The following is a 15,033-nucleotide window of genomic DNA, read 5'->3' as shown; positions in this document are numbered from 1 at the left end:
TCGTTTGTCGGTATTAGGGGAAGTGGTTGTTCGGCTCACCGCAGAGATTTCCGGATTGAAGCGTAGCCTCACCGAATCCCAAAGGTTATTCAACAACTTTGCAGATAAGGTGAAGAAATCATCGACCGACCTCTGGGACTTCGGCGAAAAAGCCGCTGAGTTTGGCAGTATCGTTGCCACTGCACTCGGAGCCGCCGGGGCCGCTGGGGTGAAATATAACGCTGATATGGAAACGGCCACGACCGCATTTGAAACCTTGCTAGGCAGTGCCGAAGCGGCGAAGAAGATGATCGCCGACCTCCAGCAGTTCGCCAACGTAACGCCCTTTGAGTTTCCCGGTGTGCAGAAGTCGGCCAAACTGATGCTGGCGATGGGATTTTCCGCACAAGAGATCATTCCCAACTTGAACGCTGTCGGCAACGCTGTGGCCGCGATCGGCGGTGGTGATGATGTGCTCAACGGTGTAACGCTGGCGCTTGGGCAGATGATGACGAAGGGCAAAGTATCTGCCGAGGAAATGAACCAACTGGCGGAGCGCGGGATTGCCGGTTGGGACATCATGGCGCAGAAGTTGGGGATGTCAAAGGCCGAGTTGATGAACCTGTCTGCACAAGGAAAGATTTTTGCCGATCAAGCGTTACCGGCACTGATTAATGGCATGAATGAGCGTTATGCCGGGGCGATGGAGAAGCAGTCGCAGACCTTCAAAGGGATGCTATCGACCGTTAAGGACTGGATGAACCAGACACTCGGCACAATGACCCAACCGATTTTCGAGCGCATCACGCAAGGACTGCGCGAGTTCATGCAGGCCATTCAAGACCTGAAGCGAAATGGCAGTCTGGATGCGTGGGTGAGGCAAGTGCAAAGTGGCTTTACTGCGCTGTGGGACACGATGGTCTGGGTGGGGAAAGCACTCGTTACTATCGCGAAAACGCTGATCGAACACTGGGGTACGGTGAGCACTGTGCTTCTTGGCGTGGTGAGTGCTATTGCCGCTTTCAAAGTCCTAACCGTCGTAATCAACTTGCTGGGCCTGTTGCGCGGTGCACTGTTGGTTACTGCTGAGGCTGGGGGAATCCTCAATGCGGTAATGGTCGCCAATCCACTCTATTTGCTGGCAGCAGCGATCGGCGTGGTCATCGCAGCCTGTTACGCTCTTTATCGCGCATGGACAGCGAACTGGGGCGGTATCCGCGACAAGACCTACGCTGTCATGAACTTGATTTCGGCCTACGCTTCTTCGATGCTGACCAACATCGCCATCGGATTTAACCGCTTTAAAGCCGGTGTGTTCACACTCCTTAGCGGCATCATGAACGCAGTTTTGCCTGTGGTTCACTTGATCGGCAGGTTGGCACCGGGATTTGAGGCTGGCTTTGCAAACATTCAACAGTCCGTTGCTCAATCGGTTGATGATATCCAGCTTAACCTTGAAGGGCTACAGGCCACAGCGGTTGGGGCGTCGGATGCGATCAGCAAAGCCAGCGATGGTGTGGCTCAAGCGTTTTCCTCATGGGAAACGCCAGCGGATACGGCAACGGCGGGTGTTACCGAAACGACCCAGTCCACGTTTGACTTTGCTACCGCGATGGCGCAAGCGAAGCAAGCGGTGGATGCTGCTGGGGACAGCGTAAAAGGAGCTGCCGATAAGACATCTTCCCACGGTGAGCGCATGGCAAAAGTGGCGGAAGAAGTAAAATCGGCTTGGCAGATGTCCGTTGATACGATGACTTTTAAGCTGGGCGTGCTGGATGCTGAGGAAGAGAAGGCACTTGCCCAGTTGGGGAATCATGCGGATAAGGCGCAGGAAGTTGCGGTCAAGACGGATTTCCTCAACAAGAAGATGCTTGATCAAACCGCATTGATTGAGAATTTACGCGGGGAATATCAGCGATTGGCTGATGAAAAAGGCCAGGATGATGAAGCCACGCGACGGGCCTATCTGGAGATGGTCAAGGCCGACGCGGAAATGGCGAAGATGAAATGCGAAGTTGCCAGCTTGACCGACGAATTGGCTGATCAGGAAAAGCAATTTAACGGCCTATCTGGGAAGGTCGTTGATCTCGCCAAGCGTTACCGCGACGATCTCGCAAAAGCCCTTGATGATCATCGACAGAAGAGTAAGGAGACGCGAGATCGACTAGCTGACGATGAGCGTCAGGTAACGGATAACTACAAGAAAGAACTGCAAAGCCGGGCCGATGCGCTGGCTAACTTTGTCGGTCTGTTCGATGCCGTAGAACATAAGAAGGTCAACGGTTCTGAACTGCTGGCGAATCTCGGCGGCCAAGTGTCCACGTTCCGCGATTGGCAGACAAACTTGAAAGCACTGGGAGGCCGCGGTCTTAGCACTGGGCTGATGGAGGAACTGCAAAAACTTGGCCCCAAAGCGGCAGATCAGGTGGCTGCGCTTACCACGCTGACCGACGCTCAACTCCAGCAATATGTGGCGTTATGGCAAGAGAAAAGTAACTTGGCGCGGTCGGAAGCGGTCAACGAACTCTCCGATTTAGCCGTGGAGACGCAGCAAAAGATTAGCGAATTACGCCAAAAAGCCACCATTCAACTGCAAAGCTACACGCAGGAATGGCAGCAAAAGACGGCGGAAATTCGTGAGAATGCACTCAAGGATCTGCGCATCATGGTCGACGATGCTGAAAAAATGGGGGCACAGATGGTCACCCGGCTGGCGGCGGTTATCGCACAAGCATCGCCGGAACTGGCTGTGGCACTACAAGGGTTCGATCCGAAGGCGCCGCAGGGGGATTCGTCGAAGGCAGCACAAGATCAGAAAAAAGCGGTACTGCAAGCGACTGCCGAACAGAAAGCGGGCGTTATCACCGCGAATCAGGAGACCGTGGCTACGGTACTTCAAACCTGGACTGACGCTGCAACCCAGCTATTCAGCGAACAGACACTCATCAAAGACCAAACGATGACTACGTGGCAAACGCTCCAAGGTCAGCTATCGGTGCTATGGGCGAAGATGCTACTCAATGCAAAAACGACGTGGGCAGACATGCGGAAGTTTCTATTTGAAGTAACCGACAGTGTGAGTAGCCGGTTCAACACGCTTGTCGCATCAGCAAACCGCTGGGGCGTGAGCTTGGTGTCGACGTTCATCAACGGAATTCGCAGCCAGTTCAGTCGGTTGTCGCAAGTACTGTTTGATATGACCTCGATGGTCAACGCCTACATGCCGCACAGCCCGGCGAAGGTGGGGCCGTTATCGAGCTTAGGCGAGACGGGACCGGGGCTGGTGCGAGTGTTCGCTGACGGCATTGAACAAAGCTTACCCTATCTCGCGAGAGCCACGGCAAAGATGGCCAGCATCGCCAGTCCCGATGTAAGCAGCAATGGATGTCCGATGACCGTCACCGTAGCTACTGGATTAGCGGCAGTATCGGCGAACGGAGCCACCTTCAACATTTCAATCACTGGCAGCAACGGCGAAGAAATCTGGCAACAGTTAGAACGGCAATTGGCACGGCGAGGGGTGAAATTCTAGATGGGTGATTCATTTCAGATTGCAGGTGTGGAACGGAGTCCGAATGTTCTGCTGGATAGCATCTCAATTGAGCAAGTGTTGACCTCGGCAGTCGATACTTGCTCTTTTTCAATCCGGGACATCGAGCCTCACCAGGGGGACGAAGTGATTATCACGATTGGCGGCAAACGCGCCTTTGGCGGGATTATTGATGCCGTCAAACTGGCCAGTCGCCAAGGTTCCACAACGATCTGGGACGTGGACTGCCAGGACTACACGTTCCAACTTAACCGGCGTCTGGTCATTGAAACCTACGAGAGCCAAACGGTCGACTGGATTGTCAAAGACATCATCACGAAATATGGTCAAGGTTTGTTTACGGTAGAGCACGTTCGCCCGTTTGCACCTGTGGTTCAACGGCTGGTGTTTGACTATCTGCCGCCGTCGGAGTGCTTAAAAAAGCTGGCCGATTACTGCGGCTGGGAATGGTACATCGATTATTTCAGAGATGTGTGGTTCTTTGATCCGACAGAAGAAAATCAAGTGGCTCCGATGGTCGTGGATGTGGGGGCGAAGGTTCGCAATCCCAAGTTCAGTATCGACGCACAGGGGCTACGAAACCGCGTATTTGTCAAGGGTGGGACGATGCTGTCCGACCCTTTTGTCTATGAGACGGTCGCTGATGGACAAGCGCGAGTGTGGAATCTGCCGCACAAACCGCACAATCTAACGCTCACGATCTCCGGTGCCCCTAAGACCGTGGGACTTGAAAATGTCGATAACGAAGCCATTGTGGATTTTCTCGTCAACACCCAAGAGAAATATGTAAAGGCATCGCTACAAACAGCGGCCCCTGCCAACGGGGCCACGATGAGTTTTACTTATCAATACGAGATTGCTGTAATTTCGACCGTGGACGATTATCCCTCGCAGATCGCGATTGCGGCTGTGCAAGGCGGCGACGGCATCTATGAGCACGTCATTACCGACACCTCGCTCACCACGGTGGATGCTGCCGAAGCCGCTGGGCAGGCCGATTTGCGTCTCCACGCCAACCCGAAGGTATCAGGCAGTTTTGAAACTGGCGTTCCTGGGTGGGCACCGGGGCAACTAGTGGCAATCAATCTCCCGTCGCAGGGCGTTGCGAATACCTTTACGGTGCAAAAGGTGACCACAAAGCCGCTGACCCCGGATACGTGGAGCTATACCGTCGAGTACGGTGGCCGGTTGATTGGAATCCCCGATTTCCTCAAGGCGATCGTGAGTAGCCAGCAAAGCCAGACACAACTGGATAACGTAGTCCTCAACAAACTTGTCTACGGTAATGAGGAGATTTTGGTCGCCGATCAGCTTGTAACTACGCCGTTTACATTGCCTTATCAAGTAGAAGTTGGAATTGCAGGGAAATGTGATCCAGCGGATAGTTGGGTACAGTTTACCGAAACGACACAGGCCGATTTCGCGCAGGGAACGCTGACGAATACGGTGGCTGGCGACGGCAACCTCGCACTGCTTGATCATAGCTACGTGTACTTTAACGGGCTAGGTAATTACGTGGACTTTGAGACCAACTGTGGATCGGGCTATCTCGATAACTATCTGGGCAATGACCGCTTCACTGTCGAGGTAAAGGTCATCCCCGAGATCGGCCCTTCCCCCTATACGCGATGGACGATCTTTGGGCGGGAGGCGAACCCGTACAACTCCGCGATCTATTACACGTCGGATCAACGATTCCAGGTGGAGTGGGCTTTCGATTACAGCAGTGCCCCGGTTTCGACATTGACGCTCACCACAGCGAATACATTCGCGCCCTCCATCGCCAGCTATATGGTTTCGTTTGTCTGCGACACGACCGGAAAAATGCTGTATCTATACGTCAACGGGGTACTTGAGGCGTCGGGTGCGTTCCCTAACCCCGGCTATCCTTCGGGTACGCAGGGGACGTGGCGTATGGGCCTCTTGGGGACGTATGGCACAAGCACCTCCTGTCCGTTCAAAGGACTGGTGTACGAGATGCGCGTCTATTACACCAACCTTACACAGGCCACCATCCAATCGTACCTTAACACGGTGGACACCGCTTATACGTACCTTGTTGGGCTTTGGAAAGCGGCTGATTGGGCGACGATGACACTCCCCAACTACGACCCCGGCGCACCGACGAGGACCGCTATCATCGTCGGGCCTTGCTGGTTACGCGACGTGGGGATTCGCACCCAAACCTTCAACGTATCTACGATGCGATCGGTATTGAGTAGCCGCGTGTCGTGGTCGTCCATGACCGACCCGCTGGTATATGACGCCTTCACCGCCGACACCGGACAGTGGGTGAATTACAACGCGGGTGCCGTAGGTATGACGAGTTACACGTACAACGAGCCGTCGGCAACCGATGGAAAGTGCTTCGTCGTGGACGGAGGGATGGGCTGGTATTACTCGACGACGATAGTGCCATTTTTCGCTGACCGCTTGTACATCGTCAAGGCGCGGGTTCGCCAGCAGATGGCGCCGGTATCCGGTGGCGCGAAGTTCAGCCTTGGCCTGGAAGGAGTAGCCGCTGATGGAGTGACGCTGGTCAACCAGTCCGGTGACAACGGGCACAACACGATGTATTTTTATGCGGCGAACGACGTGACGCTTGATCCCGCAAGCGGATGGGCTGAATATACCGGATACTTCAAGGGGGTAAAGTCGGCATCCATTGACAGCACCACGCACCCCGACTTCCGATCGCCGGGGCAGCTAACGACCGGGGTGGCCTATGTTCGACCGGTGTTCATCGTCAATGCGGTCGACGGGAGCGGTGTGGCACAGATCGACTATCTCAAGTTTGGCCACATTGGCAGGACGGTCGTGGAAACCAATCTATCACTTGATGGCGGTTCTACATGGGCTGGCTGGAATCCGGTGACCAATGGCGGCAGTATTCCCGGTGTAACTGGTGTAACGAATCTCAGCAACGCCCGGCTACAAGTTCGTCAAACCTTATATTCCGATTTTGAAGGGATGCCACAACTGAATGACTTTTCGCTCGCTATCGAGGGGGAACCCGATCCGATCGCCAGCGTTGGGTCGTTGTTGTGGATCACGCCGATGACCACAGACGCAGTTCCCGACGTACAAATTGCAACGAGCGTTACCGGAACTAGCTACACAGAATGGACTTCAGTGCCGCTGAACACGACGATCACGGTGCCATTTCCCGGTTATTTCAAACTTCGGAGTCCTGCGAAAGTAAGATATTACAACTTCAAAATCCCATTTGCCGAGACAACAGCAGTATGCAATGAGGTGGTGGTCGCTGCGTGAGCGATTTTTCTGTAAAGGGAGAATGGTTTTTTGAGTACGAGGACGGAACAGTAACAGGTCCCTTTTCTAATTTCATTACCCAGGCGGGGCTGGAACTGATCGCACAAAGTCTAATTGATCTGCCGAGCTTGTACATCGCGATCGGTGATGATACCGCGCCAGGGGAAACGATGATCGAGATCATGCGAAAGCCGGTGTCATCGGCAACCCGAACATACAATCAGGTGCGCATCCGGACGCAGTTGATGCAAGTAGAAGCGGTGGGTGATCACAACAAAGCCGCGATTTTTACAGGTGCGACCGGGACAGCGGGTTCAGGAACCATGCTTAACCTACTGGTTCAACCGTGGAGTAAAGCATCCAATACGATCTTGACGGTGGAAGCGCGGATTACGGTCAGCGGAGGGCAGTTATGACGATTCATGCGTTTACCGGGGGAGCATCAATCATCGACCAAGCAACGATGAACAATCTGATTTCCCTGCAGCCGTTTTCGATCATCTTTGAGGGTACGCAGATTGATGGCGTGATTGGCGCGGGGATTGTGGAGTTTGACTGTGCCAGCGTGGATCGTGCGTTCCGGTTTGCGGCCAACGGGATGACGGAGATTGCACGTGTCGAACTAGAGATGGTGCGTAGCGGGGCCGGGGCCGATCTCGTCGTGGAAATTCGATCTGGGCTGATGGCCAACGGTGCTACGGATGGCACCTTAGTGAAGTCGACCTATGTGCCCAAGGAGTTTTTACCGACCACTAAGGGATTTGTTAGCATCCCATTCGACGCCACCGGATTGACAGCGGGAGCAGTGTACTGGCTGGTCGTTCGCAGACTCGGCGATGCGACGAACCACTTTCACGTGATTGGCGAAACCACTACAAACGTCAACTACCCGTGCTACAGCCGCGCTGAATCGAGCGGGCCTTGGGCAACCACCAACACCGCCCATTTTCGGATTATGTCCGGCGACACCGGTGCGATTAAGCATGGCTATTATGGCGGCGCTTTTTCCACGGTTGAATATGATGCGGCAGGGCTGATGCAAAAAATCTACCGTTATGTGCCCGCATTAGGCGCAAACCTCGGAGGCATCCGTGATGTGCTGACCTTGACCTATGCAGCCAATATCATCAAACGGGGGGTGATTGCCTGATGTTCGGCGTGGCAGAGTTAATCCTTGGCTATCTTCAGCGCAATGTAGGAATGCGAACCGACGGACTGGATGCGTCGGGCAGTATTCACTCGCGGCTTCGAGCCACTACCTTTGGCGGGCTGTTCTATCTCAACGACGGGGCCGATGGCGATCGGACGTTCGCGACCAACACAGTGCTGGAATCCGGTGTCTATCGCTACAACAACATGACCGTGAACACAGGCGTAACAATCACGCCCACACAATCCTTTCTGGCTTTCTTTGTAAAAGGAACCCTGAATCTTACCGGCACGGCGACGATCTCCGCATCCGGCAAAGGGGCCGCTGGTGGCCTCGGCGGGTATTGTAACACCGCTAACTCTGGTACTGCTGGGAATCCCGGTGTCGCAGGATTTGGCGGAGCCGGATCGGGTGCGTCCGGTGGTGGACGATCCGCGACGTACATGAGTGGCGCTGGAGGAGATACCGATTATCCCGGTGGAACGGCTGCGGCAGCTGCCAATGGAAACACCGGTGTAGGTTTGCCGAAAGGCGGCAGACTGTGGAGCGATCTTCAATACCTTATGGCTTGCAAAGGCGGAGGGGGCGGTGGTGGCGCTTCCGTTACATCATCCACATCGGCAAGCTGGGTGCGCGGCGGTGCCGGTGGAGCCGGGGGTGGTGCGATTCTCATTGTAGCCAACAACATTACGGGAACCGGAATGCTTAAATCCGAAGGCGTAGCCGGAAGCATCGGTACGCAGTCCGACACCAACTACGGGGTCGCAAGCGGCGGCGGTGGTGGGGGTGGCGGGTATATCGTGGTATTCGGCACGCTTCCCAGCACAATTACTACTTCGGTTGTAGGTGGAACTGGTGGTCCTCCGGCGACGACCACTTATTACTCGGGTGCGGCAGGTGGTAACGGTTGCTTCGTCAATTTCCCATTAACCTAAAGGAGGATCGCGATGGCGAAAATCATTGAACGTAACGGAAAGCAGTATCTCTGTGAACATGACGGCATCGAGTGGGAATACACCGGCCCCAGTGCGCCGCTGGTTGCCCCGACAGCGCCTGGAAATGCCATGGTGCCTCCCGTTGCCCTCGACCGGGAAACGCTGGGCGACGTGGCCGAAACACTGGCTTTTCTGTATGAGCAGTTGCAAGTAATGAAAGGAGGTGAAGCTGCAATGCCTACGATGCTGACGCTACGAAAGATTTATGCCTACTTAACGAAGGTGGGAAGGCGACCTGCGGAACCCACGAAGATTCCTGGAACTGAAACCGCACTCGAAGCCGCATCTGTCAATACCGAAAATACAGGCCCAACGTAAAAGAAACCTCTGCTCCATGCAGGGGTTCTTGATGTTTAAAGAGGGGTGGTTCGCTTGGATAGTCTGATGGCCGAGGCGTTGTCGCAAGGCTTGTGGGCAACGCTTTTCGTGTCCCTGTACCTGTACCAACTTCAAGAAAGCCGACGCCTTCAGACAGAAGCGAAATTGCGGGAGGACAAGCTGACCGATTTTCTGATTGATGTATCCAAGCAGTTTGAGATCCTGGCATTGCAGTATCAAAAGCTGTCCGGTGATGTGCAAGAAATCAAAGTTGAAATTCGAGGGAGGAATCAATCATGAATGTGATTCAAGATTTTGTTCAAGTAGGCGCGGCAAATCGTCCCGGCTATCCGATGACATCGACCTTCATCACCGTCCATAACACCGGTAACTCCAGCAAAGGCGCGGATGCTACCGGTCATGCTGCGTACATCAAGTCTACCTATGCCGGAACGACCAGTTGGCATTTCAGCGTGGATGATCATCAGGCCATTCAGCATATTCCCACGAATGAAAACGCCTGGCACGCTGGCGACGGCACCAATGGCCCTGGTAACCGGACGAGCATCGGCGTGGAGATCTGTGAAAACAGCGATGGCAATCAGGCGCAAGCCGAAGCGAACGCGATTGACCTCATCATTGACCTGATGAAGCAATTCAACATTCCGTTAGCCAATGTAGTCCCCCACAAACACTGGACCGGTAAAGAATGCCCTCATCTAATCTTGCCACGCTGGGATGCCTTTATTGCCGCCATCACCAAGCGCCAGCAAGAACGCGATCTTGCGGAACGGCTGGCAAAGGTGCCGGACTGGGCGCGGGGCTCCGTCAAAAAGCTTCTGCTCAATAGTGTGGTCGATGAGCCGTCAGGCGATTTGACGTTCTATCGCGTGATTGTTGTCTTAGATCGATTGGGATTGATCGCATAACAAAAAAGCAGGTGGATATTACCAACCCGCTTCGATGGGAACAACCGACTCTTGATTACGGATAAATACATGAGGGGTTGTTGAGGTGCGGTGCCACAGGATGGCGGTGGTTCCAGGTTTTGCTGTAGATAAATAATTACCAACCTTTTTACGCCTCGAAAAACGTACCCTCCTTACGAATAACCCCACGCAGGGGTTGATGAGGAACGATGGCGACGGGATAACAGCAGACAACTAACCCAACCACATGAGACAAACGCACCCCGTTTTACGGTATTAACTTTTGAAAGGAGGTGAGCGCATGACCGAAGTGAGCTTTGTCGTCGCCTTGCTGATTGCCGTTGGACAAGTGGCCAAGCTGTACATCGACACCAAGTATATTCCGCTGGTAACGCTGGCCCTCGGTATCCTGGCCGGGGTGACCTATGTTCCTGCCGAGACCATTCAAGCAGGCATCCTCAACGGCGTTGCTTTTGGATTGGCCGCGAACGGACTCTTCGATGTAACCAAGATTCTACACCCGGATACCACCATGACAAAAACCGAATAACGGTGCCTACGCCCACTGGCTGTCAAAGGCCGGTGGGCCTGTCTCTCGTCTATTCGGCTACCTCGGAGGTGAGCAACATTGGAAAACAAGATGTTCAGCATTGAAATCAATCATTCGTTCAATGTGGAGCAAAAGACCTGGGATAATCAAATTTACCTCAAACTCTACGTCAGCATGTTCGCCAGTGGATTGGTCGCCGCGTTAGGCGCAGAGCAAACAGTGACACTGCTGGCCATCGCTTCATTTATGAATGAAAGAGGTGAGTGCTATCCCACACAGGAACAGATCGCCCAGCGCATCGGCGTTACGCGGAAAACCGCTGCCACATATATTCGCAAGCTGCTGAAGTTTCGCTATCACAATTATCCACTAATCACCCGCGAAAAACAGCGAGTCCCCAGTAAGTCCCCCAACGAATACTCCATCTATACAATACTGCCGATTGCCCAGATCGCGATTTTCAACGGAAAGGTTGAGCCTGCTATGAGTAAAACGGAGTTGACTATGAGTAAAACAGCAACAATGACTATGGGTAACTGTTTGCCCACTAACTATAACCAAACTAACAAGAACCATAATAACAAGACATCTGCTGGAGACGTTGGAACCATACCAACAGATAGGGGAGGGACTGTTGGAACCCGATCTAATGATCACAGGGCAGGGGATGTTGGGGAACTTTCTAACCAAGAAACGGTGCTACGCCATCCTCGCGACGTGATTGAATACTTCTGTAAATGTTACCGGGATTGCTACACGGTCAACTATAACCCTAATTGGAGTCGAGATGTCGGTCCCGTCAAGAATAAGCTCCTGGCTGTTTATACGTCAGAACAAATCCGGCGAATCATCGATACTGTGTTTGCTGAGTATGAGATCCGCTGGAAAAAAGAGAAATATCCGCGACCATCGATTGGACAACTGGTTTCCTGGCTATCCAATGAAGCGTTAGCGGTGGCCGAAGAGAAGCAAGAGCGACCTGCGACGATCCCTGAGGTAAAGAAACACGGTGGCAGAAGCGTTGAGGCGATTCTATCGCTGTTGGGCCGGAGAAGGGAGGCAGGATGAGCGTTAACTACTGCTTGCTGTCCATGCGGTGCAAACGGAAGAGCGAACCGGATTACTGTACTTCCCAATGTTACGCCTACCTCAAATTGCACGGTGAAAGCGGAACCGGCGGCGTATGGGGCCTCGCGAATGTTCCTCATGCGTACGCACAGGTAACCGTACATAACTTGCCGATTCAACCTAGCAACCCGGATGCCTACCTCGTGATTCGCGAGTATTGCCGCCACGTGCAAGCGCAAGTGGGCGATGGGGTAGGACTATACCTCTACGCAGTTCCAAGCGCACAGAACCCCAAAGGAACGGGTACAGGCAAAACCACGTCGGCAGTTGCCATCTTGCATGAGTACCTGGTGGATCGCGTGATCCAACACGTCAAGCACGAACGACCGATTGAACAATTGCCTGCGCTTTTTGTGAATGCATCGAAGTTTCAGAATCAGTTCAACGCCCAATTTCGCGGACCCCGTGAGCGGCAAGAGATGGCCGCTGTGGCCTACTATGACAGCAAGGAGGATATGGTAGCTGCGGAACTGCTTGTTCTCGACGACGTAGGCGTACGTGAAGCCACGGAGGGATTTAAGAATGAGTTCTACGAGGTGATTGATGACCGATGCGCCGAGCGCAAAGCAACGATCTTCACATCCAATGAACCGCTGGAGCGATTGGGGAAACTGCTCGACCCGCGTATCGCCAGCCGAGTGGAGGGAATGACCATTGCCGTTTCTTTTGAAGGACGCGACCATCGAATTGAACAAAAATTTTAGGAGGATGGAATCCATGATGACGATGCAAAACCCGGTGCCCTTTGCTGAAAATAATCACAACAATGTAGGAGGAAATTCATCCATGAATATGATGCAACAAGTATTTCACTACGAAGGTGCACAGGTACGGACGATTTTGATTGATGGGCAACCATGGTTTGTGGCCAGGGACGTATGTAATGTGTTGGAGATTGGAAACCCCACGCAAGCACTCGAACGATTGGATCAGGATGAAAAAAGAACAATGACGGCATCTCATTTGACCCTCATTTCAAATGAGAGTCAAAATAAAGCACGTTTCTATACATTGGTTAACGAACCCGGTTTATATTCGTTAATCTTGGGTAGCCGAAAACCCGAAGCCAAAGCGTTTAAGCGTTGGATTACGCACGAAGTGTTGCCAAGCATCCGTCAAACAGGGGCGTATCAACTACCAACATTTGAGGGCCGAAAACTCCCCCGAAACTACATCGAGGCCATGGAGTGCATTATTGAAACCGAACAGATGCGGCTGGAACTTGTGGCCAAAGTAGAAGCCGACGCTCCAAAAGTAGAAGCGTTTGATACATTCATCGACTCCCGCGCATGGCAGACAATCGGTGAGGTCGCCAAGGTGATGGATAAAGGTCGAAATGGAACCTACGATGCGCTGCGTGAGGAGGGATTTCTAATCCAACGCGGGATGGATAAAAATCTCCCGTTACAAAAGTACATTGATAGTGGTCACTTTGCTGTGAAGGAATCCACCGTTCGCAACAAATACGGCCAGTGGATCACACGATCCCGTACGTTGGTCTCGCCAAAAGGCGTGGAATTGATTCGGCGAATCCTCGCTCGTAGAGAATTCACTGCATAAGGTTTGTTCAGGTTGTGGTTGACCGGCAGGGAGGAGTGAGATGCAAGAATCACAACTGCTATCCAAAGTGCTCGATGAAAACGCCTTTGCTGCGCTTCAGCGATTTCAAATGGATGAAGCTGATTTTCCCACACTTAGCGACACCTATCGGTTCATTCGTGAGTACGTGAAAGATAATGGGCACACGCCGGATTATCGCACCGTCGTGGCTCAGTTTGAACAGTTCGATTATATCCCGGACGTTCAAGACTCCTTTAAGTACCTCTGTAGCCAATTAAAAGCACAAACCGCCAAACGTCGGGCCTTTGAACTGCTCCAACATCAAGCGGCCAAGAAGTTTAATGAGATGTCCGGAGACAAGTTTATCCAGTGGCTCCATGAAGAAACCCAGAAGATCGAAACCGATACGGCGGTGCTTACCGCACAAGGCACCAACTACGCTGTAAATGGCGAGGAACGAAAGGGGTGGTATATCCAGGCCGGGGAACAACGGGAACGGTCCTATATTCCGACGCCGTACTCATCGCTCACGGAGGCACTCGGTGGTGGCTTTGAAATCGGCGATTACATTCTTCTGATGGCGTTTACCAATCGCGGGAAGTCATGGCTGGCGTCACATATCGGTGTCACCGCATGGGAGAACGGCTTTGGTGTGTTGCATTATTCGCCGGAACTGTCAAAACGGCAGCAAGCTCTGCGGTTGGATACGCTGAAAGGGAAGTTTGATAACGTCAAATTGCGCCAGGGGATGCTCGACAATGAAACACAGTACCTTCGGTACCTTCGTGATTTTACAGATACCAACGACGTACCGTACCTGATTAAAACGATGGAAGACTTGCCGCAAGGGCTGACGCTGGATGTGATTGAGGCAGATCTGCAGCTACATCGGCAGACGAAACTGGTGATTATCGATGGCTTTAATCTAATGAATCACGGCAAAGGGAAGATGCGCGATTCGATGTCGTACACATCACGCCGGTTGCGGCAACTGTTCGGTCGCTATGAAACGGCTGGCTTAGTGGTGCATCAAACCCCTGGGGCCGCTGAAAAAGAAAAACGAAAGGGCGATGATACAGCCATTCGGTTAGTGAAACCGCCGAAGCTAACCGATTATTCCGAGACAATTGCCGTGATCCAGGACGCAGCGACAGCACTAACCTTTGACGCCTGTGACGGCATCGGTAAAATCAGCGTGGAAAAAGCGCGGGAACCGAGTGTTGGAACTGTGATTGAGTTGGTATGTGATTTCAATCAGGGCATCATTCGGGAAACGGACGTGACCGATTTATTCTAAAAACAGTTTTAAAAAATGAGGAGGCTTTTATCGTGATGCAACAATTACAAGTCATTGAAAAGAACGGGCAACGAGTACTTACAACGGTCCAATTAGCCGAGGCGTACGGGGCAGAGTTGAATCGAATCCGCGCTAACTTCCGTCGGAGTAAAGAACGCTATTCTGAAGGAAAGCATTATTACGCATTGAGCGGGGAGGAAAAACGGCAGTTTATTAGAGTCTGTCTAAAAACCCCCGCATCCCAAGGGTCGATTCATAAAACTCAGTATTCAATGGTATTTTGTGCCATTTAAAGGTATTTTGG

At 52.8% G+C, this 15,033-nt stretch carries 14 protein-coding genes; all 14 read left to right on the top strand.

The annotated features are described in order from the left end of the window. Positions 1-4 precede the first annotated feature (4 nt). The 14 genes from EDD73_RS12405 (at position 5) to EDD73_RS12340 (ending at position 15,022) form a co-directional block, all read left to right on the top strand. Positions 5-3,511, top strand: a complete 3,507-nt coding sequence (locus tag EDD73_RS12405) for a tape measure protein (protein ID WP_131920440.1) — start codon at positions 5-7, stop codon at positions 3,509-3,511. Continuing rightward, positions 3,512-6,802, top strand: a complete 3,291-nt coding sequence (locus EDD73_RS12400; RefSeq protein WP_131920438.1) for a LamG-like jellyroll fold domain-containing protein — start codon at positions 3,512-3,514, stop codon at positions 6,800-6,802. After that, entirely contained in the window at positions 6,799-7,218 is a 420-nt protein-coding gene (locus tag EDD73_RS12395) for a hypothetical protein (protein ID WP_131920436.1), read from the top strand. Before EDD73_RS12400 ends, EDD73_RS12395 begins: the two co-directional genes overlap by 4 nt. Further along, positions 7,215-7,952, top strand: coding sequence for a hypothetical protein (locus EDD73_RS12390; protein WP_131920434.1), 738 nt, complete (start codon positions 7,215-7,217; stop codon positions 7,950-7,952). The genes EDD73_RS12395 and EDD73_RS12390 overlap by 4 nt, the downstream gene beginning before the upstream one ends. Beyond that, complete coding sequence (locus tag EDD73_RS12385; protein WP_131920432.1) at positions 7,952-8,887, top strand: hypothetical protein; 936 nt, start codon at positions 7,952-7,954, stop codon at positions 8,885-8,887. The genes EDD73_RS12390 and EDD73_RS12385 overlap by 1 nt, the downstream gene beginning before the upstream one ends. 12 nt (positions 8,888-8,899) lie before the next feature. After that, entirely contained in the window at positions 8,900-9,265 is a 366-nt protein-coding gene (locus EDD73_RS12380; protein WP_131920429.1) for a hypothetical protein, read from the top strand. Positions 9,266-9,319: 54 nt separating this feature from the next. After that, the gene (locus EDD73_RS12375) at positions 9,320-9,565 is read left to right on the top strand and encodes a BhlA/UviB family holin-like peptide (protein WP_131920427.1); all 246 of its coding nucleotides are present in this window, start codon (positions 9,320-9,322) and stop codon (positions 9,563-9,565) included. Further along, positions 9,562-10,194, top strand: a complete 633-nt coding sequence (locus EDD73_RS12370) for a peptidoglycan recognition protein family protein (protein WP_207668885.1) — start codon at positions 9,562-9,564, stop codon at positions 10,192-10,194. The genes EDD73_RS12375 and EDD73_RS12370 overlap by 4 nt, the downstream gene beginning before the upstream one ends. A gap of 301 nt (positions 10,195-10,495) precedes the next feature. After that, positions 10,496-10,744, top strand: coding sequence for a hypothetical protein (locus tag EDD73_RS12365; RefSeq protein ID WP_131920423.1), 249 nt, complete (start codon positions 10,496-10,498; stop codon positions 10,742-10,744). Between the two features lie 78 nt (positions 10,745-10,822). Then, positions 10,823-11,812: a helix-turn-helix domain-containing protein gene (locus tag EDD73_RS12360; RefSeq protein ID WP_131920420.1), complete on the top strand. Its 990-nt coding sequence runs from the start codon at positions 10,823-10,825 to the stop codon at positions 11,810-11,812. After that, positions 11,809-12,576 carry an ATP-binding protein gene (locus EDD73_RS12355; RefSeq protein ID WP_131920418.1) on the top strand — a complete coding sequence of 256 codons (768 nt, stop codon included), beginning with the start codon at positions 11,809-11,811 and terminating at the stop codon, positions 12,574-12,576. The genes EDD73_RS12360 and EDD73_RS12355 overlap by 4 nt, the downstream gene beginning before the upstream one ends. 13 nt (positions 12,577-12,589) lie before the next feature. After that, a complete protein-coding gene (locus tag EDD73_RS12350) occupies positions 12,590-13,432 on the top strand; it encodes a BRO family protein (RefSeq protein ID WP_207668884.1) in 843 nt (280 codons plus the stop codon). A gap of 40 nt (positions 13,433-13,472) precedes the next feature. Then, the gene (locus tag EDD73_RS12345) at positions 13,473-14,729 is read left to right on the top strand and encodes a DnaB-like helicase C-terminal domain-containing protein (RefSeq protein WP_131920413.1); all 1,257 of its coding nucleotides are present in this window, start codon (positions 13,473-13,475) and stop codon (positions 14,727-14,729) included. Between the two features lie 35 nt (positions 14,730-14,764). Further along, a complete protein-coding gene (locus EDD73_RS12340) occupies positions 14,765-15,022 on the top strand; it encodes an ORF6N domain-containing protein (protein WP_131920474.1) in 258 nt (85 codons plus the stop codon). Positions 15,023-15,033: the final 11 nt, after the last annotated feature.

The organism is Heliophilum fasciatum (genome assembly GCF_004341395.1).
Classification (GTDB): Bacteria; Bacillota; Desulfitobacteriia; order Heliobacteriales; family Heliobacteriaceae; genus Heliophilum; species Heliophilum fasciatum.
Note: the sequence above shows the minus strand (reverse complement) of the source record. Positions and strands in the feature narration are given on the sequence as shown.